Raw genomic sequence first — 18696 nt, forward strand, 5'->3', positions numbered from 1 at the left:
GCGATTTTTGGCGGTGTCATGCCGCGACCGCTTTGCGGGCCGGGACGCCGACCAGCGTTGCAATCCGGTTTGCCTCTGCCGGGTCCTGAAGCTGGCCGCGGCGCAGGACTTCGACCGCGGTGGCGGCCTGTGCCTCAAGCGCGGCCATGGGCGAGCAGCTGACGATCCCGGTCAGGGCAACCGGGCTCAGGCCGTGGCGGGCAAGTTCGGCCACGCCGCCTGCGGCGGCCAGGGCGTCACCGCAAGCGAAGATAACCCCGGCGAGGCCGCTGCGAAACTCCGGGTCGGCGATCAGGGCGGCGGTCTCACGCTGGAAGAGGCCGTCGGCCACCTCCATCACCACGACCTCGGCCCCGGCCTGTTCAGCCTGCCACAGCAGATCGGCGATCCCGGCCTTGATGCGCGTCAAGGGTTCCAGGAAGGTCGTCACCATCCCCGCATCCGTGAAGTCGGCGACGATATGTGCGCCGGTATCGATATATTCGTTGTAGTCCCCGAACGAGCCGGTGCCGGTCGCCTTGATCGTGGACACGCGCCAGCCGGCCGTGGTCAGCCCCAGCGACAGGGCTACCGTCGCCGTGGTCTTGCCCGAGTTCATCGACGCACCCAGCACTGCAATGACCGGCAGGCTGCTTCTGCCAGAAGCCTTCGGGATTGCAAACTCGCCCACATTAATCACCGCACCTTTCGTGTTGGTGATCCGGCCCAAGGGCTGCACGCGGGTGGGCGGCTTAATGCGGTCATTCCGGCTGACCATCTGGCCAAGGCAGCCGCCTCCGGCCAGCATGTCGCAGCCTTCAGGGTCAATCTTGGCCACGCCCTCGAACTGGTCGGGGGCATAGCGGGCACCGCAAGGCATCACGATCAGATCCCCTGGATATAGGGTGGACGGACGCCCTGCAGGAAGCTGGATGCGCGGATGTTGGCTGACCGTGATGATCCGTCCAAGGATAAGGTCACCGGGGCGGGCGGCAACAAAGTTCGAGTCAAGGCCATGAGCCAGGCTTTGATCAACCCGCCGGGTCGAGAAGGCCCATTTGGCGGCCTGAAGCATTTGCGGCGTGATGGGCGACATGAGGATTCTCCGTTGTGTTTGGGTCAGGACAAGACGAGATGGGCAAGATCGGCCTTTTCCGCGCATTGCGAAAAGTCGTGGCCACAGCCGGCAAGAAGGGTCAGTTGTGCATCAGCCGTCCCTTGAAGCCGGGCGGCACGGCCAAAATGTTCGACGTAGCTGGCTGCCCGGGCCAGTCGATGGACCCCCTGGATGGCGTCCAGATCGGGTGCCTTGCGCATGGCGGCGTCACGCTGGGTATCCTCGGTTCCGACGTAGACGCGCAAGGGAATGCGCAGGAACTGTTCCAGCTGCGCCACTTTGGCGCTGCGAAAGTTCGGGTCATCGCTAGGCAGCCTTGCGGGTTCGCGCAAACCGGCCGGATAGGCCAACGACGTGTCGGGCAGGCAGTACCAGCCCGCCGCACCCAAGTGCAGCCGCGAGACTTGCTGCGGGTAAAGCATGGCAAAGCGGTGGGCCAGTTGTGCGCCGCCCGAATACCCGAAAAGCTCGATCTTGGGCGCGGTGCAGATGCCGCTGTCGCGCAGAACCTGTTTGAGCGCCAGTAGGGATCTGTCGGGCCGGGCGACCCCGATCCGCTGAAAGATCTTCCAGTCCCGCTCGTGGAAATGCGGAACGATCAGGATGCGTCCCGCGTGCATCGCAGGGCGCTCGAATGCCTTGAACAGTGCATCCACATCGCGCGAAATGCCATGCAGCGCCAAGAGCGGCGGCTGATCAGCTTCGGCCCCTTCCGGAACCATGATTTGGGCAGAAAGCTTGCCCTCCGGCGTTTTCAGCACGATCTTGGTGACAGATCGCTTCGAGTCGGTGCGCGTTTGCCCGTGAAAAGGCATCTCTCTGAAATCCGCGGCACATGCCTTGTTCATTTGGATGGTTCCCTCTGCGATCTGGCCAGTTGACATAGGAATAACGGGTGCAGTCGGCAGTTATTCCGTCAGCGTGGCAAAATCTCTCAGCTCGGACGTCGTGGATCTGCCCGCGAAGAACCGTTTGCACCTTGGCGGATCAAAATGCGAAGTCAGCAAGATGGTTACCTCCGACCCGCCTTAGCCTGCGCACAGCAGTTTGTAAGAGTGTCGCGGCTGTCAGTAAGGATGAGTGAAAGCTAACTTTCACCCTTATTATGCGGCAGAATTCACTCTGGCATTGACGTCCTTCGGGGCCGGACAAAGGATGTCTCAGCGTCGGCGTGGAACGACCGCTTCCCGCCGAAAGCAGTCACGCGCCTACTTCGGCCTGAGTAGGGAAGTGGCGTGCCACAGCAGAGGGGGGAAGACCGTGGCACGCCAAGAGTAGGTCGACAGCAATCCTACACTCCCGGTGTCACCTTGCCGCGCCGTTCAGTCGAGTTCATGTCGCGCCAGTGGCAGCTTCGTGGTCTGGAGACGGTTTCCCCAGACAATTCGTTTGCAACTGCCACCATAATCGAAGCGCCAGCAGTTCCCAGGCCTAAGTACTGTTTATTGGACGGCCGCAATCGGATTTCAGGGTGGAGTGATTCGCCAGAGCACAACCATAGGTTACTTGCGCTCGGCCGGCTGCCCTTTCAGCATGATGATATAGCGCCGTACCTCACCACAATATGCGGTGTTTGTGCCATTTTGTTCTCATGCGAGGCTCGGGTCGACGTGGTTAACTGAATGTGGATTGTTGCCTCGTTTGACGCGCTTAACGCTCTGTTAAGGGGCAGGGCATAACGTTGTCGAAAGTTCATCGAATCTGAGGTCCAACATGCATCCCAATGAGATGAAGAACTCCGCCCTCGTCGCCGCAGCCAAGGCTGAGCAGAATGGCTTTGTAGAGACGGCAAAAGCGTTCCTGCTGCTCGCTGATGTCTGCTCCGGGGACGCTCGAGAACTCGCGCATGACGTCCTTGGAGGTCGCACGGCTGAAGCTCAGAGAACTCCCACAGGTAGAGTACGGCTATCTTTGGTATCGCATTAAGGGTGCGTTAACCAACCTTTGCTCTTCTCTGGGACATTGAGTTCCCGGAGTTGAAGCAAGATGAGTACCTGGCAGCAAGACGCCAATGACCTGTTTCGCGAAGCAAGAGCCCGAGCGACAGAAACCTCCAACATCGCACTGCACCAGGCCTGCGGCCGTGCCATTGAAGCGATGGTTGCTGAAGGTGGGTCCGTACCAGAGGACCTAAGGATCTATGCGCGCACGGTCCGTATCCTTCATGGAATCCCGACATCACGCGCCGTTTCAACGGTTGCCGATGCTTATGTGGGGCAATGAGATGCTCGAAGCTTTTCACATCCTTAATCACCTGTACTTTCTCACCCTTGTGGGCTCGCTGCTCTCGATGCTCACACTGCGGATTCTGACTGGATCTTCCACCCAGCAGATCAATCTGAGCGCCGAGTACCGGACTGCTGCCGAGCGCGCGGCCCGGAACTGTCTCAATGCCCGGGCTGTGGCTTTGTCTCTGGAGAGCACCATCGCGAGGCGGCCTCAGACCGCCCACGGCGGAAACATCGTCCCGATCCATGATCCGAGCCTACTGATCCGGCCGACGGTCGAAGAAGCCGATCAACTCATGCGGACCCTTTCGGCCCTTCCGAAGCGCTGCTCGGAAATGCGGGCTTTCCAACTCCGCCGCAACCTTCGGAAACTCAAGCAGGTCGAGCGCGAGAGCGTGAAGCTGCTCGCCAGACTTGAAACTGCCAATCGGTGGTGCGCGACTTGAGCAAAGAAGCCTGGCGTCATTGACCTTCAGATCAGTATCAAGGATGGCGGCAGCTTCGATTGACGTCAGATCGCCATTGACTCCGGCGCTTTGCCTGCCTCGATTGCAGCCGTAAACCAGCCGGGTTTCCGGCCACGACCAGACCACGTAACTTCCGGATTCTCCGGGTGGCGGTACTTCGCCGCACCGGATCCTGCTCGGGCTTTACGGGTCTTTACACCAGTCAGTTCTGCCAGGCTGTACCCAAGTGCCTTGGCATGCTCTTCCAGAGCGCTTAGCGCCTCCACCTTCTTCCTGTTGCCGAAGTCAGCGATTGCCTTGGCAACATCCTTTTGCAGGGATTTCAGCTCGGAGAGAGAGAGAGCTTTTTGAGATTGACTACAGCCATCTTCGGTACCTCTTTCTTGGGTGGCGGGACGCTAGATCGGAGAACTCCCAATCGCAAGACGCAAATGGATCGACTTCAGGACAACAAGTCGTACTAGAGGTTTTGATACCGGTTCCATTCGCTGTCTCGGCCCTCTCATCGAAGTCATTCGGCCGCGATCATCAAAATCAATAAATTTCAATATGGTAGAAGCTGAACACCAATTCGGCGCAGTCATGAGGTCCGGAGAATATTGACCCTTAGAGACCGTTTCCGAGCCGCTTGGCGACGAGGCTAGTGCTCAGCCCCTCCCGCATAACCCTTGAAAACAACGCAAAAATCCGACCGTGGCGAGATCAAGAGAACGCTTTCGCTAGGGCAAGTGGCGGAAGCGGTGGGATTCGAACCCACGGTGGGGTTCCCCCCACGCTGGTTTTCAAGACCAGAGCCTTAAACCACTCGGCCACACTTCCACGCTTTCCCGGCGTTCGTCCGGGTCGGCGAGATGGGCATATCCGGCACGCTACGATTCTGAAAGGCCATCACATGCGCATCTGGTGGCGATTTCCGCTGATCGTGAGTGGGCAGACACGCCTCTGCCCTTCCCACCGCTTGCGCAAGTCGGTATGCTGACCACCAGATTGAGGCGTACCATGTGGCAAGACAGCGAAATATGCTGTGGGCAGCAAGGCCCGGACCACATGGAGATCATGTGACAAGCGCAGCGAACAGACTGCGCGATATCGAGGGCGGAAGATGGCACGAGCGGGGCTTCGTTTCACGATTGTCGGTCTGGCGGCGGCCGGCCTCTTGATGGGCTGCGTCGAAGGCGGCGGCACCAACGGGGCAGGGGATGGCAGCGGGATCGCGTCTGCCCCGGCCTCGACGAAGAAGGGCGCCGCCCGCGACGTCGAGGCGCCCGAGGTCTTCCAGGCGACCGACAGTGCGCTGTGGGACGGGCGGCCGTCGCTCGGCGGTATCTGGGTTGCGGCCCCCGAAGTGACCAACCCCGAACGCGTGCTGATCTTCAACCCGGCGACCGGCAAGTCCGTCACCGGCGCGCTGTTCAAGCGGGAACGGGAAAACCCTGGGCCGCGGCTGCAGCTGTCGTCGGATGCGGCCGAGGCGCTGGGCATTCTTGCCGGGCAGCCGACCGAGATCCAGGTGACCGCGCTCCGCAAGGTCGAGGAAGAGGCCCCGGCCGAACCTGCTGCCAATGGGGCCGCGACCGCAGATGCCGCTGCGGCAGCCCCTGCTGATCCCGCCAAGGCGGGCGAGGGTGAGGCAGCAGCGATTGCTTCCGCGGCGCTGGCCGCAGTGGACGCCGAGAAACCAGCCGCCGATCCCGCAGCGGCAGAAGCAAATCCGGGTGATGCGGTGGCCGAGGGTGCGGACGTGGCCGCTGCCGCCGCTGCTGCTGGAACGGCTGCCGTCGTTGACGAAAAGCCCAAGCGCAAGACCTGGAAGGAGCGCCGCGCCGAGGCCAAGGCCGCGCGGGAGGCGAAGAAACGCGCCGCCGAAGAAGCCAAGGCCGCTGCCGCCGCCGCCGAGGCAGGCGCAGCCATTGTTCCCGAAGGCGAGGCTCCGACCGCGACCGCCGAAACGGTTGCCGTGGCACCGATCGAATCCGCCCCGCTTGACGCGCGCGACCCCGCCGCCGTGGCAGCCAAGCCCAGCAAGCGCAAGACCGTGGGCCAGGACCCGGCCCCGGCAGCAGCCGCCGAAGCCCCTGCCGAAGGTGCCGCCGCTGCGGTCGCGGCCGGACCGGTGCGTCCGATCCAGGTTGCCTCGTTCTCGAAGGAGGACAACGCCAAGCGCGCCGCCGAAGCCTTGGCCAAGATCGGCGTGACGGCGACACCGCAGAAATCCGAAAAGGGTGGCAAGGCCGTCTGGGGCGTCATCGTCCGGGGCGACGAGGCCATGCTGAAGAAGATCAAGGACGCCGGGTTCGCCGACGCCTTTTTCCTGAAATGACCGTGGGAAGGCCCCGATGCTGAAGCTGTTCCGTCCTGTCCTGATCGCGCTGGCGATGGTGCTGGCCGCCCTTCCGGCCCGCGCCTTCGAGACGGAAGCTACCGCGGCCTGGGTCTACGACATGACAACGGGCACCGTCCTGATGGACAAGAACGCCGACGAGCCCTTGCCCCCGGCCTCGATGTCCAAGCTGATGACGATCAACATGCTGTTCGAGGCGCTGAAGGACGGACGGGTGACGATGGAGACGCAGTTCTCGGTTTCGGCCCGGGCGAAGGCGATGGGCGGCTCGACCATGTTCCTGCAGGAAACCGACCGGCCGACCGTCAACGAACTGATCCACGGCATGATCGTCAACTCGGGCAACGATGCCTGCGTTGTGGTCGCCGAAGGCCTTGCCGGAACCGAGGAAGCCTTTTCGGCCCAGATGACCGAACGCGCCAAGGCGCTGGGAATGACGAATTCGGTCTTCATGAATTCCAGCGGGTGGCCCGATCCTGAACATCGCATGTCGATGCGCGACCTTGGCATCCTGGCGCAGCACCTGATTGTCGATTTCCCGGAATACTACCCGATCTTCGCCGAGACCGAGTTCAACTACAAGGACCGCGCCCCCGCCAACGCGCGCAACCGCAACCCGCTTCTGGAGCTTGGTGTCGGCGCCGACGGCCTGAAGACCGGCCACACCTCCGAGGCGGGCTATGGCCTGGTCGGGTCAGCCAAGCAGGGCGACCGGCGGGTGATCTTCGTCATCACCGGCCTGCCCTCGGACGAAGCGCGCGCCGAAGAGGCCGAGCGCATCGTCTCCTGGGCGTTCCGGCAGTTTTCGGAAAAGACGGTGGCGAAGGCTGGCGTTCGGGTGGCGGAGGCTGAGGTCCATCTCGGCGCGGCTGAGACTGTCGGCCTAGTTCCTGCGGAGGACGTGCGGCTTCTGGTGCCCGCGCTGGTGCAGGACAGCGTGACCGCGGAAGTGGTCTACCACGGCCCGCTGATCGCCCCGGTGGTCAAAGGCGCGGCGGTGGCCGAACTGATCGTCCATGCGCCCGATCTGCCGGATCGCCGGGTGCCTCTGGTTGCCGAAGCCGACGTCGGCAAGGCCGGTTTCGTCAAGCGGCTTACCACGGCGGCCTCGGCGCTTTATGACCGCTATCTCGGGGCTCCGGCCAGCTGAATGGCCGGACTTTTCGTTTCCCTGGAAGGCATTGACGGTTCCGGAAAGTCCACCCAGGGCCGCCGTCTGGCCGAAACCCTGCGGTCCCGCGGTCACACCGTCACCCTCACGCGCGAACCCGGCGGCAGTCCGGGGGCCGAGGAGATCCGCCGCCTGGTCCTGGAAGGCGATGTCGACCGCTGGTCGGCGGAAACCGAGATCCTCCTGTTCACCGCAGCCCGCCGCGATCATCTGGAAAAGACCATCCGCCCGGCGCTGGACCGGGGAGAGATCGTCATTTCCGACCGCTTCGCCGATTCGACCCGCATCTTCCAGGGCATCACCCGGGGCGACCTCTCCGACACGGTTGACCGGCTGCATGCCCTGATGATCGGCATCGAACCCGACGTGACGCTGCTTTTCGACCTTGACCCCGCGGTCGGCCTGTCGCGCGCACACGCCCGCGCCGGGTCCGAACTGCGGTTCGAGGACATGGGCCTCGCCTTCCAGGCAAAGGCCCGCGCCGGGTTCCTGGCGCTCGCCGCCCGTCATCCCCGCTTTCGGGTGATCGACGCCGATGGTGACGCCGATACGGTCGCCGCACGTGTCCTCGCGACACTCGAGCCGCAACTGCCACTGGTCTGACCCAGGCGCCCTCTGCCCAAAAGTTGTGCAACTGTTCACCTGTCGGGCGCATTCCCGTGGCGAGGGGCTTTTCCAGCCGCGCGGGCTCTGCTCTAGTCGGGACAGGACCAGCAGGGGGAATGGGTGGGCCAATTCAACGAGATGTACCAGGGGACCCAGGTCCGCACGCCCTATGCGCGGCTGCAGGATTGGGTCGCCACCATGCCCGAGGAACTGCGCAGCCTGAAGCAGGCCGAGGCCGAGGCCCTGTTCCGCCGCATCGGCATCACCTTCGCGGTCTATGGCGAGGGCGGCGACCCTGACCGGCTGATCCCCTTCGACATGTTTCCCCGCGTCTTCTCCGGGTCGGAGTGGGCGAAACTGGAACGCGGCATCAAGCAGCGCGCCCGCGCCTTGAACGCCTTCCTGGTCGACGTCTACGGCCGGGGCGAGATCATCCGCGCAGGCCGCATCCCGGCACGCCTCGTCTATCAGAACGAGGCCTACGAGAAGGCCGTCACCGGCTTCGTCCCGCCGAAAGGCGTCTACTCTCACATCGTCGGCGTCGACATCGTCCGCACCGGGCCCGATGAATTCTACGTCCTGGAAGACAACTGCCGCACGCCCTCAGGGGTCAGCTACATGCTGGAATCCCGCGAGATCATGATGCGGATGTTCCCCGACCTCTTCCGCGAAAACCGGATCGAGCCGGTCGACACCTACTCCGAAAAACTCCGCCGCACCCTGTCCAGCGTGGCCCCCGCCAAGTGCAAGGGCGAGCCCACGGTGGTCATCCTGACCCCCGGTCACTTCAACAGCGCATACTACGAACACTCGCTGCTGGCCGACCTGATGGGGGTGGAGCTGGTGGAAGGGCAGGACCTCTTCGTCGACGGCGAATACGTCTACATGCGCACCACTGAAGGCCCCCAGCGGGTAGATGTCATCTACCGCCGCATCGACGATGCCTATCTCGACCCCCTCTGCTTCCGGCCCGACTCCATGCTGGGCATCCCCGGCCTGATGGACGTCTACCGCTCGGGCGGCGTGTCGATCTGCTCGGCGCCCGGGGCAGGGGTGGCCGACGACAAGGCGGTCTACACCTATGTCCCGGACATGGTCCGCTTCTATCTGGGAGAGGAGCCGATCCTGCAGAATGTTCCCACCTGGCAATGCGGTCGGGAGGATGACCTGAAACACGTCCTGGCAAACCTGCCCGACTTGGTGGTGAAAGAGGTCCACGGGTCGGGCGGCTATGGCATGCTCGTCGGCCCCAAATCCTCCAAGGACGAGATCGAACGCTTCCGGGCGAAGCTAACCGAGGACCCCGGAAACTACATAGCCCAGCCGACGCTGGCCCTGTCCACCGTGCCGACCTTTGTCGAGGAAGGCGTCGCCCCACGCCACGTCGACCTGCGGCCCTATTGCCTGGTGGGCGAGCGGATCGAACTTGTCCCCGGCGGGTTGACCCGGGTCGCGCTGAAGGAGGGCTCACTGGTGGTGAACTCGTCGCAGGGCGGCGGGGTCAAGGATACCTGGGTGCTGGCGGAATGACAGGGGTCCCACAATTCTTCTGCGAAGAATTGCGATTTTTCGCAGAAAAATCGTCCACTTCCGGGCGAAAGTTCATGCAATGCTAAGCCGCACCGCCGACAACCTCTACTGGATCGCCCGCTATATGGAGCGTGCTGACACTGTCGCGCGTCTTCTGGAAGTCGGGTCCCGTATCAGTCTTCTCCCTTCGGCGCAGGGCTACCGCAGCGAATGGGACAGCCTGTTGCAGGCGACCGGCATGGCCCATGCCTTTGCGGCAAAGTACGGCGACCCGGTGCAGCGCAACATCGAAAGCTTCCTGTTCTTCGACCGCGACAACCCGTCCTCCATCGCCTCCTGCATCACCGCCGCGCGGGAAAACGGTCGCATCGTCCGCACCGCGCTGACGACGCAGGTCTGGGATGCGCTGAACACCGCCTTCCAGGAACTGAAGCAGCTGGAACGCGAAGAGCGGTCAAAGCTGGAACTGTCGCGCCTGACCGACTGGACCATGCGGCATGCGGCCATGCTGCGGGGCGCGATCGATGCGACGCTTCTGCGCGACGACGGGTTCAACTTCCTGAACATCGGCTACTACTTGGAACGCGGCGACAACACCGCCCGCCTGATGGACGTGAAGTACTACGTTCTTCTGCCCCGGATCGATTTCGTGGGCTCGGGCCTCGACAACTACCAGTGGACCACGCTTCTGCGCGCGATGGGGGCGCAGCGGGCGTTCCACTGGGCCTATGGCGGCGATGTCACCGCGATGAAGATCGCCGACTTCCTGATCCGCAACCCGCAGTCGCCGCGATCGCTCGCGACCTGCACAGCGGGGCTTCTGAACCACCTGACTCGGGTCGCCAAGGCCTATGGCCGCGAGACCGAGGCTCAGGACAAGGCCCGAAGCCTGGCCGGCGGGATCGAGGCGGCCACGGTCGAGGCGATCTTCGACGAAGGCCTGCACGAATTCCTGACCCGCTACATCGCCGATGCGGCCCAGCTCGCCAATGCGATCCACGATGCCTATCTCAGCGGAGAGATGCGCTGATGCGCCTGACTGTCGATCACGTGACCCGCTACCGCTATGACGCGCCCGTCCGGTCCGTCGTGCAAAGCCATCGCCTGGCGCCTTCGGCGTTCGCCGGGCAGAAGGTGATCGACTGGGACGTGACGGTCGAGGGCGGCGTGAAGGGCGCGCGGCACCGCGACGGGGCAGGGGACCTGATCCAGGGCTGGACCATCGCCGGGCCGGTGTCGGATGTCACCGTCCAGGTCCGCGGCACGGTGGAGACCGAGGACCTGGCGGGCGTCCTGCGCGGCCACCGCGAAACCGTCGCGCCGGACTGCTACCTGCGGGAAACCTTGCCCACGCGGATCGACGTCGCCTTGTCCGAACTGGCCGCGGCGGCCTCGGGCGCGGATACCCTGGCGCTCGCTCACGCCCTGTCTGCCAGCGTGTCGGATGCCATCGCCTACCGCCCGGGCGTCACCCATGCGCATACCACGGCGGCCGAGGCGCTGGCCTTGGGCGAAGGTGTCTGCCAAGACCATGCCCATGCCCTGATTGCCATTGCGCGCCAGCGCGGCATCCCGGCCCGCTATGTCTCGGGCTATCTCTTTGCCACCGAGGACGGCACCCCGCACGAAGCCGCTCACGCCTGGGCGGAGCTTCATGTCCCCGGCCTTGGCTGGGTCGGCTTCGACGCCGCGAACCGTTGCTGCCCCGATGCCCGCTACATCCGCCTCGGCTCCGGTTTTGACGCGCAGGACGCCGCCCCGATCCGCGGCATCGCGCGCGGTGGGGCGGGCGAGGCGATGGATGTGACGGTTGCGGTCCAGCAGACGGCCCAATAGGCTCCACTGCGGAATCGGGGACAAAGAATGACGTACTGCGTGGGCCTCCTCTTGAACGAAGGCATGGTGCTGCTGTCGGACACGCGCACCAATGCCGGGCTCGACAACATCTCGACCTACCGCAAGATGTTCACCTTCGAGGACCCGGGCGAACGCGTCATCGTCATCATGACCGCCGGAAGCCTGTCGGTGACCCAGACCACCATCGCCCAGCTGCGTGAAGCGATCGAGGACCCCGAGGCCGCGCCAGAAACCAGTATCATGCTGGCGCCGACACTGCTCAAGGTGGCCGAGATCGTCGGCAACAAGCTGGCCCAGGTCCGGGGCGAGATCGACCACAAGCTTTCCGCCGCGCAAGGGGCAAGCGCCAGCATGATCGTGGCAGGCCAGCGCAAGGGCGGGGCGATGCGGATGTTCCTCATCTATCCCGAGGGCAACTTCATCGAGGCGACCGAGGACGCCCCCTTCCTCCAGATCGGCGAGCACAAGTACGGCAAGCCGATTCTCGACCGGGTCGTGAAGCCTTCGACCAGCCTGGCCGACGCGCAAAAGGCCGTGCTTTTGTCGATGGACTCGACGCTGCGGTCGAACCTGTCGGTGGGCATGCCGCTAGACCTGGCGGTGATCGAACGCGACGCCTGCAAGGTGACCTTGCGCCGCCGGATCGAGGCCGGGGACCCCCAGTTCCGCGCCATGTCCGAAGCCTGGTCGAACGCGCTGCGCGACGGGTTCGCGAAGATCACGATCTGACGGCTACAGCGCCTGTCCGGCGGCCCAGCCGCTCGACCAGGCCCATTGGAAGTTGTAGCCGCCCAGCCAGCCGGTGACGTCGACGACCTCGCCGATGAAGTAGAGGCCCGGCACGCCCTTCGCCTCCATCGTCCGCCCGTCCAGCGCCCGCGTGTCGACGCCGCCCAGCGTGACCTCGGCGGTCCGATAGCCTTCGGACCCCACCGGGACCAGTCGCCAGCCGTTGATGTTGGCGGCAACCCGGTCCAGCACCGCGCCGGGCAGCTCGGCCATCACGCCAGTCGCCCCCGCCGCCTCCTCCAGATGCCGCGCCAATCGTTCCGGCAGCCAGCGCCCAAGTGCCGTCCGCAGAGCCGACTTCCCTTGCGCCGCCTTTGCCGCCCGCAGGCCTGCCGCCATGTCCTGACCGGGCACGAGGTCCACCAGGATCGGATCGCCCTCGCGCCAATAGGACGACACCTGCAGGATCGCCGGTCCCGACAGCCCGCGATGAGTGAACAGGATCGCCTCGTCGACCCCCGTTTTCCCCGCGCTGACCCGAGCATTGACCGACACGCCGGCCAGGGGTCGCATCCAGGCCAGCTCCTGTTCCGCAAAGGTCAGCGGCACCAGGGCAGGGCGCGTTTCCACCACCGGCAGGCCGAACTCCTCGGCCAGCCGGTAGCCGAACCCCGTCGCCCCCATCTTCGGGATCGACTTGCCACCCGTCGCCACCACCACCGCCTTGGTCCGCTCCGGCCCCCGCGCGGTCTCGACCGTGAACCCCGACGCCTCACGCCGCACCGCGCCCACCGCACAGTCAAGCCACAGCGTTACCCCCGCCTGCTCCATGTCGCGGACCAGCATCGCCACGACCTGCGTCGCCGACCCGTCGCAGAACAGCTGCCCCAGCGTCTTTTCGTGCCAGGCGATCCCCGCCGCATCGATCCGCGCAATGAAATCCCACTGCGTGAACCGCTTCAGCGCCGACAGGGCAAAGCGCGGGTTCTGCGACAGGAACCGCTCTGGCGCTATGCCGAGGTTGGTGAAGTTGCACCGCCCGCCGCCCGAGATGCGGATCTTCTCGCCCGGGGCCTTGGCGTGATCGATGACCAGCACGCGGCGGCCCCGCCGCCCCGCCTCGATCGCCGCCATCATGCCGGCGGCGCCTGCGCCCAGAATGATCGCGTCCCATGCCATGCCCTGTCCTAGCCGCGCCGCCCTCACCCGGCAAGCCGCGAAACGCGACGGAAATTTTCGGCACTGGGGCCTTGCACGCCCCCATCCCCTTCGCTAAACACCCCGGCACGGTTGGGGCGTCGCCAAGTGGTAAGGCAGCGGTTTTTGGTACCGCCATACCTAGGTTCGAATCCTAGCGCCCCAGCCAACCACTCTCTTCGTTCGTGGCGTCAACCTTTCCTGCAACGAGATTGCTGGCGAGGCAGAGCGGCTGCCCCAGGGGATGCCCCTCTGTGCTTTGGCAAAGGATTCCGGTTGGCTTCGCCGTAGTCCCGGGGGGATCTGCCATCTGACTTACCGCTAAAGGGAGTCTTAGCTTCGAGCGACGCGTTTACCTTTGCGTAACATAATTGAACCCATCATGAACGGCGAGTTTTCTGCCTGTTCATGTTCGATTTTGCATAGTTAAGACAGTGGTGGCTTGCATCACGTCATGAGGAACCAACATTAGGGGAATATCAATTGCATCAGTCGAGTTTGGTGGTCTGGCTCGGAAACTCCGAAAAGACCAAAGAGCGTGGTTCGCCGAGTATGCACCTTGCTAAGGGTCGCCCAGGCCTGGATCGGCAGGAAGGTGCAAATGCTAGGCGCACGGACCAAGACGCCTACCAAGCGATTTTTGATACGATCTTACTCTTTGATGCTGCCCTTGAGCAGTTCGACAGCGAGCGTGACCATCACGTTCGGAAGATCATAGAGCACCTAGCACTGGACGTTCTGAGTCGCTTCCGCCAGCACACCATGACGGTTGCTACTGATCATTCTCGTGCCGTGTCGAGGAAGGCGCTGCCGTAGGAAGCCGTGAGCAGGTAAGCGTACTTGTGCTGGCTGATCTGCTGGGCAGCTGCTCTAGAATGCTCGAGACGCTTCAAGCTAGCTCGCGAACCTCTTGAGCCAGCGGGAATACTCTAGAAGTGAAGAAGGCTGGATTCTTGGCCCTTCCCCCTCACGGAGGATCGTTAACACCCAAAGAAGGCGGTGCACTCTCCTCACTTACTTCGCTCTTGGATGACGACAATACCTCCTTAGCCATATTTGACAGCCGAGAGAGGCTGAAGGGCTTCTGGAGAAATGTGAACTCTCCGAAACCGCTCGCTTCATACTCAAGTTGCCGCTCATCATATCCTGACATTATTATGATCTTCGCGGACGGGTTAACCGATCTGACCCGAGCGACAAGATCTTCCATCGACAGGCTTCCCGGCATAATTGCGTCAGTTATAAGCAGCTCCGGATGAAGTCCTGAGTCAACTAGAGCGATTGCCTCATCTGCTGTAGACGCGCTATGGACAAGGAAGCCGCCTGAGCCAAGTACTCGACTTATCATCTTCAAGAGTTCGAGTTGATCCTCCACAACTAAAACAGTCCCTGTTGCTGAATCAGGTTGACCTAAACCGATAGGCGCGGTTTGAAGTTGATCTGACGCAGTTCCAGAAGGTAGCGCCATGTAGACGGTTGTTCCAGCATTGGGAATAGACGCAATATGAATCCCGCCACCAGATTGCTGGGCAAAACCTTGAACCATCGAAAGTCCCAAACCTGAGCCAAATCCTACTGGCTTTGTAGTGAAGAAGGGCTCTGTGACCCTGTCAATGAGTTCAGAGGACATTCCATGACCGGAATCCTTGACTATAAACAGAACGAAACTTGCATACTCCTTGTCGTATGTCATTCCCGCAGGAAGCTCCTTGGGTGGAACGACTGTCACCGAGAGCTGTATTGTCCCACTACCCGATATCGCATCGCGAGCATTCAGTAGAAGGTTCAAGAGGGCGGTTGTGAGCGACACTGGATCGGCAAGAACGAAAAGGCCGGACTTGTTGTGCCCAAAGTCAACTACGATGCTTGAGGGAATAACGCGACGTGCCATCTCGCCTAGTTCACTTAGCGTCGTGTCAACAGAAACACTTCTACTCTCCAGCCTAGCCTTTCTTGCAAACGCAAGTAGCTGATGAACCAAGTTTCCACCACGTGTAGCTGCTTTGAGCGCGCCCTGAATGGCCGTGTCTCGGCCTGTTTCACTGGATTCTGAGAGTGCGACCTCCAGATAACCAGAAATCACGTTCAGGAGGTTGTTAAAGTCGTGCGCTATCCCGCCAGTAAGCCGGCCAATAACTTCAGTCTTCTGTGATTGAAGTAGTTGATCTCGTGTGTGCTCATGTTTGACGTGCATTCTATGCATTTCCACCACAGCAACAAGAAAGTACAAGAGTACTGCTGATGCTATGACGACGAGAGCTACAACTTCTCCAGTAGGGAGTCCTTGGCCTGAAATGAATGTAGCGATCAGCAAGAGTGCGCCAGCGTTGGGGGCGACGAAACACACCGCCTGATACCAAAGAGTGGAGCGAATCAGAAAAGTGTTCAACGTTGAACCGACGAGAAGCGCCATTGCCGCAAAGTAGAAGCTCGGCTGTCCTTGCATCCATAGAAATACAGGTAACCATGCAAATGTTATGCCGACGGCTAAGTTAAGGCTGATAATCGTGTAGAAGGCCAAAGGGGTGCCGAGCTTCGCAAAACGTGCTGCAAGTACTCGCTCTAGAAATACCAAGGAGTAGTGAAGTGCAAACCAAATGAAAAGAACCCACAGACCTGTAGTTGCGACGGCGGTCGCCACGCAAACCAAAACAGCAGTGAACTGAACGCGAAACTCTAGACTGTTAAGTGTCTCTACCTTTGCTAGGCTCTCTAACTCCTTCGCGTAGTTCATTTCTCATCCAATTTGCACGTGCGAGTGGTCTGGAGAAGGAGATGGCCAAGCCAATTCAACATTGGAAGAGTGAGAGTTTTCTTGTTTGCCAAGAGGTGCACTGCTGCTTTCACCTTGTGTTCCCGCTTGCGCAATCACTTGGAAGCGATGGCAAGTTGATGACCGGCTTGATCGCTTTCGCCGCCATGATCCCATCTGAGTGATGGAGGTGGACCAAGTGGCTTCGGACACTGGAAGATACTCACTGGTCACAATGGTAGGAGCAGGTTCTGCTTGGATCCCCTATGCAGCGCTTGTCCAAACTCGAAGTTGTTATCGGTCCTTGCTGTGTAAAAAGTCAATCTACAGTACTGAACTCGGCAGTTCGCAGACGGTGTATAGCTGCGGCGTGTTCTCTGAGGAACATGACTTGCGGAGTGGCAGGGTGCCCAAGACCCTCTCCATGCAAACGACTTCGGTGCATTCTGCCGAGAGATCTGCTCACCGCGGAGAGGCGTGTTTCACGGGCCCGGTCGCGCACCCGAAGCACCCGAGCTCTGCAACGGGAGCCATGGGAGCCGGAAGTACACATCCGCAGCGTCCGTAGCCACGGCCTTGACAATCCGGCAGAGCACACATAGGTGCGAGGTCGCAGCTTTTAGGTTGCCGCCTTCTCGCAGGAGAGGGCCTCAAGTCATCAAGTCATAAAACCAGAAATAGATGCCAGCCGTTCAACGGCTTGGCTACTTCAGCACCCGGCCACGTTATCAGGCCACTAACCTATGGAAAACAAATGCCAACACCAGAACTATCTTCAGCCGAACCAGCACCAACTGAGCCTGCCCTAGCGGCGAACGTAATCAACCTAACCGACATCGCAGCGACCCGCTCTACAGCCCAGTCCATCGACGACGGACTAGCCGAGCGACTGATCCGGCATCTTGCAACCAACTACGTACGCAAAGAGAATCGCTTTTATCACGTCGATCGGCCTTCAGAAGCATTGTCTCAGAACGACTTACAGCGGTCCTTCCTCACCCCAGCCCAATCCCTCAATAACGGGCAATCGGTCCCGAAGCTCGTGATGAAGCAGGTGTACGATACCGCTATCGTTCAGATGAACCCGAATCCCTTCCGGTCAATCCCGGTGTGGACTGGTGGAGTTGTCCCGTACCCCGGAAACCCAGAGCGACGGATTCTGTTAGAGAGCGGGCAGGTCGTCCTCAACTCTTGGAGAGAGCCAGCATACAGACGTCTAGGACTGATGGAACCGTGGGGCGGTCCCTTCATCGTCCTCTTCCAAATGATGTTCCAGCGGGAGGCCGAGCTCAATCGGGTCTTGGACTGGCTAGCCTGGTGCCTACAGAACGAAAGCAAGAAACCGAACTGGGCAATCATGCTCTACTCCCAGGCCAAGGGAACGGGCAAGTCGACCCTCTGCAACATCGCCACGCGTCTCTTCGGAGAGGAGAACACTGCGCGCCAGAACAACCTCGAAAAGGTAGCGGGCAAGTTCAACGGCCCGATGCTAACCAGCAAGCTGATCATCAGCGAAGAGGTTGAGCTTCGGCCCGGTTCAGATGCTGGCAACAAGCTCAAGACGCTGATCACTGAGGCCACCACCACAACAGAGCATAAAGGTCGCGACGTCGAACGTATTCGGCTTCACTCGTGCTTCCTCTTGACCTCCAACCACCTGCCTTCCTGGATCGAAGCCGGTGAACGGCGGTTCTATGTGGTGGACGTGGACCACGAGGGTCATGCTTCAGGGCCCAATTCTGAACGCTTCACAATGATCGTGCGGGCAGTCGAGAAAGCCCTCCAGGACGATGAGAAGGTCGCCGCGTTCTACAGCTTCCTGATGCGCCGGGAACTCGCACCGGACTTCGATGCCATGACCCTCAACACTGCCCTCCATGGCACTGAACTGATGCGGCGGCTTCAGGCGAACCAGATACCTGCAACTACTCAGCAGCTAGCGGAATATCTTGGCCGCGAAGAGGCTATCGCGATCACCGAGCAAGATCTCCGCATCTACGTCAGCAAGGAAATGCGCCTGAGTACCAACTCCATACAGTACATGATGACGGACCTCGGATGGGTCCGATATCAGGCAAAATACGGTGGGAAGGACTACGCCCGCGCCATCTGGGTTAGGTCCCCTTATGCGCTGGACCGAGGGCAGATCGTCGGACCAGACGGTTCGAAGCAGGCCGTCTGCGATGTGCTCTGGGCCTCGGAGTAATAGTCATGGAAGACTTCGTCTACCTAGACCCATCGCTTGAGCGGTGGACAGAAACCCATACCAATCACAAGGAGGAGGCCCGGCAGCGGGCCCTCTCCCTAATCGCGTCCGGCAACCTTACGGAAACCGGCTGTATAGAAACGCCGACGCACGCAATACGAAAGGTCCGCTTCAGGGGTGAGCAGTACGCGGCTTATCGCTTCATCTACTGCGTCCTCAACGATGTCACGCCGAGCTTCGAAGAGGTCGTCCGCCACCGCTGCCATAATCGACGATGCATAAACCCATCGCACTTGGAGTTGGGTAGCAGGGCGGACAACAAGCGCGACGATTGGGACTACTGGGCGAACGGTGTGGACTTTGATTTCTTGTAGCCTGTGGCTAAGTCCTCCGGCGTCTCGCGTAGCGATACCCATACAACCCGAAGTGGGCCGTCTGGCCCTCTTCGCTAAACCTAGACTCCCAGATTTCTTCAGTCCTTCATGTCCCTTTCGAAACGACAAAAAAAGGGAAGTG

At 61.4% G+C, this 18696-nt stretch carries 15 protein-coding genes and 2 tRNA genes; 11 read left to right on the forward strand and 6 right to left on the reverse strand.

The window, feature by feature from the left end:
* Positions 1-16 precede the first annotated feature (16 nt).
* Both AC2EAL_RS12345 and AC2EAL_RS12350 read right to left on the reverse strand, forming a co-directional pair.
* Positions 17-1075: a P-loop NTPase family protein gene (locus AC2EAL_RS12345; RefSeq protein WP_484724529.1), complete on the reverse strand. Its 1059-nt coding sequence runs from the start codon at positions 1073-1075 to the stop codon at positions 17-19.
* A gap of 23 nt (positions 1076-1098) precedes the next feature.
* Complete coding sequence (locus AC2EAL_RS12350) at positions 1099-1944, reverse strand: alpha/beta fold hydrolase (protein ID WP_484724530.1); 846 nt, start codon at positions 1942-1944, stop codon at positions 1099-1101.
* Between the two features lie 1376 nt (positions 1945-3320).
* On the opposite strand from AC2EAL_RS12350, the gene AC2EAL_RS12355 reads away from it, so the two are divergent.
* Positions 3321-3770, forward strand: coding sequence for a hypothetical protein (locus AC2EAL_RS12355; RefSeq protein ID WP_484724531.1), 450 nt, complete (start codon positions 3321-3323; stop codon positions 3768-3770).
* Positions 3771-3835: 65 nt separating this feature from the next.
* Here AC2EAL_RS12355 and AC2EAL_RS12360 read toward each other — a convergent pair whose 3' ends face one another.
* On the reverse strand, positions 3836-4117 hold the full coding sequence (locus AC2EAL_RS12360) for an H-NS histone family protein (protein WP_484724970.1): 282 nt from the start codon (positions 4115-4117) through the stop codon (positions 3836-3838).
* A gap of 403 nt (positions 4118-4520) precedes the next feature.
* Positions 4521-4610, reverse strand: a tRNA-Ser gene (locus tag AC2EAL_RS12365).
* Between the two features lie 283 nt (positions 4611-4893).
* Between AC2EAL_RS12365 and AC2EAL_RS12370 the strand changes: the two genes are divergently transcribed.
* From AC2EAL_RS12370 to AC2EAL_RS12400, 7 genes are all read left to right on the forward strand, one after another.
* Positions 4894-6111, forward strand: a complete 1218-nt coding sequence (locus AC2EAL_RS12370) for an SPOR domain-containing protein (protein WP_484724532.1) — start codon at positions 4894-4896, stop codon at positions 6109-6111.
* 16 nt (positions 6112-6127) lie between these two features.
* On the forward strand, positions 6128-7282 hold the full coding sequence (locus AC2EAL_RS12375) for a D-alanyl-D-alanine carboxypeptidase family protein (RefSeq protein WP_484724533.1): 1155 nt from the start codon (positions 6128-6130) through the stop codon (positions 7280-7282).
* Positions 7283-7906, forward strand: a complete 624-nt coding sequence (gene tmk / locus AC2EAL_RS12380; protein WP_484724534.1) for a dTMP kinase — start codon at positions 7283-7285, stop codon at positions 7904-7906.
* A 141-nt stretch (positions 7907-8047) separates the two neighbouring features.
* Positions 8048-9439 (forward strand): circularly permuted type 2 ATP-grasp protein, encoded by a 1392-nt coding sequence (locus AC2EAL_RS12385; RefSeq protein ID WP_484724971.1) that lies wholly within the window; start codon positions 8048-8050, stop codon positions 9437-9439.
* A gap of 79 nt (positions 9440-9518) precedes the next feature.
* Positions 9519-10469 carry an alpha-E domain-containing protein gene (locus AC2EAL_RS12390; protein ID WP_484724535.1) on the forward strand — a complete coding sequence of 317 codons (951 nt, stop codon included), beginning with the start codon at positions 9519-9521 and terminating at the stop codon, positions 10467-10469.
* A complete protein-coding gene (locus tag AC2EAL_RS12395; RefSeq protein WP_484724536.1) occupies positions 10469-11275 on the forward strand; it encodes a transglutaminase family protein in 807 nt (268 codons plus the stop codon). The genes AC2EAL_RS12390 and AC2EAL_RS12395 overlap by 1 nt, the downstream gene beginning before the upstream one ends.
* Positions 11276-11302: 27 nt before the next feature.
* The gene (locus AC2EAL_RS12400; protein ID WP_484724537.1) at positions 11303-12025 is read left to right on the forward strand and encodes a proteasome-type protease; all 723 of its coding nucleotides are present in this window, start codon (positions 11303-11305) and stop codon (positions 12023-12025) included.
* A 3-nt stretch (positions 12026-12028) separates the two neighbouring features.
* On the opposite strand, the gene AC2EAL_RS12405 is transcribed toward AC2EAL_RS12400, so the two are convergent.
* Complete coding sequence (locus tag AC2EAL_RS12405; protein WP_484724538.1) at positions 12029-13204, reverse strand: BaiN/RdsA family NAD(P)/FAD-dependent oxidoreductase; 1176 nt, start codon at positions 13202-13204, stop codon at positions 12029-12031.
* A gap of 112 nt (positions 13205-13316) precedes the next feature.
* Here AC2EAL_RS12405 and AC2EAL_RS12410 point away from each other — a divergent pair.
* Positions 13317-13391, forward strand: a tRNA-Gln gene (locus tag AC2EAL_RS12410).
* A 798-nt stretch (positions 13392-14189) separates the two neighbouring features.
* On the opposite strand, the gene AC2EAL_RS12415 is transcribed toward AC2EAL_RS12410, so the two are convergent.
* The gene (locus AC2EAL_RS12415; RefSeq protein ID WP_484724539.1) at positions 14190-15956 is read right to left on the reverse strand and encodes an ATP-binding protein; all 1767 of its coding nucleotides are present in this window, start codon (positions 15954-15956) and stop codon (positions 14190-14192) included.
* Positions 15957-16728: 772 nt separating this feature from the next.
* Between AC2EAL_RS12415 and AC2EAL_RS12420 the strand changes: the two genes are divergently transcribed.
* Together AC2EAL_RS12420 and AC2EAL_RS12425 are read left to right on the forward strand one after the other, a co-directional pair.
* Positions 16729-18180, forward strand: coding sequence for a primase-helicase family protein (locus AC2EAL_RS12420; protein WP_484724540.1), 1452 nt, complete (start codon positions 16729-16731; stop codon positions 18178-18180).
* Between the two features lie 5 nt (positions 18181-18185).
* Entirely contained in the window at positions 18186-18554 is a 369-nt protein-coding gene (locus tag AC2EAL_RS12425; RefSeq protein WP_484724541.1) for an HNH endonuclease, read from the forward strand.
* Positions 18555-18696 lie beyond the last annotated feature (142 nt).

The sequence above is a fragment of the Tabrizicola sp. T74 genome (genome assembly GCF_057219935.1).

What these genes read in the sequence shown, in the direction of transcription:
- AC2EAL_RS12345 (WP_484724529.1), bottom strand. Translation starts at nt 1,075, where the DNA reads ATGTCGCCCATCACGCCGCAAATGCTTCAGGCCGCCAAATGGGCCTTC.
- AC2EAL_RS12350 (WP_484724530.1), bottom strand. Translation starts at nt 1,944, where the DNA reads ATGAACAAGGCATGTGCCGCGGATTTCAGAGAGATGCCTTTTCACGGG.
- AC2EAL_RS12355 (WP_484724531.1), top strand. Translation starts at nt 3,321, where the DNA reads ATGCTCGAAGCTTTTCACATCCTTAATCACCTGTACTTTCTCACCCTT.
- AC2EAL_RS12370 (WP_484724532.1), top strand. Translation starts at nt 4,894, where the DNA reads ATGGCACGAGCGGGGCTTCGTTTCACGATTGTCGGTCTGGCGGCGGCC.
- AC2EAL_RS12375 (WP_484724533.1), top strand. Translation starts at nt 6,128, where the DNA reads ATGCTGAAGCTGTTCCGTCCTGTCCTGATCGCGCTGGCGATGGTGCTG.
- tmk (WP_484724534.1), top strand. Translation starts at nt 7,283, where the DNA reads ATGGCCGGACTTTTCGTTTCCCTGGAAGGCATTGACGGTTCCGGAAAG.
- AC2EAL_RS12385 (WP_484724971.1), top strand. Translation starts at nt 8,048, where the DNA reads ATGTACCAGGGGACCCAGGTCCGCACGCCCTATGCGCGGCTGCAGGAT.
- AC2EAL_RS12390 (WP_484724535.1), top strand. Translation starts at nt 9,519, where the DNA reads ATGCTAAGCCGCACCGCCGACAACCTCTACTGGATCGCCCGCTATATG.
- AC2EAL_RS12395 (WP_484724536.1), top strand. Translation starts at nt 10,469, where the DNA reads ATGCGCCTGACTGTCGATCACGTGACCCGCTACCGCTATGACGCGCCC.
- AC2EAL_RS12400 (WP_484724537.1), top strand. Translation starts at nt 11,303, where the DNA reads ATGACGTACTGCGTGGGCCTCCTCTTGAACGAAGGCATGGTGCTGCTG.
- AC2EAL_RS12405 (WP_484724538.1), bottom strand. Translation starts at nt 13,204, where the DNA reads ATGGCATGGGACGCGATCATTCTGGGCGCAGGCGCCGCCGGCATGATG.
- AC2EAL_RS12415 (WP_484724539.1), bottom strand. Translation starts at nt 15,956, where the DNA reads ATGAACTACGCGAAGGAGTTAGAGAGCCTAGCAAAGGTAGAGACACTT.
- AC2EAL_RS12420 (WP_484724540.1), top strand. Translation starts at nt 16,729, where the DNA reads ATGCCAACACCAGAACTATCTTCAGCCGAACCAGCACCAACTGAGCCT.
- AC2EAL_RS12425 (WP_484724541.1), top strand. Translation starts at nt 18,186, where the DNA reads ATGGAAGACTTCGTCTACCTAGACCCATCGCTTGAGCGGTGGACAGAA.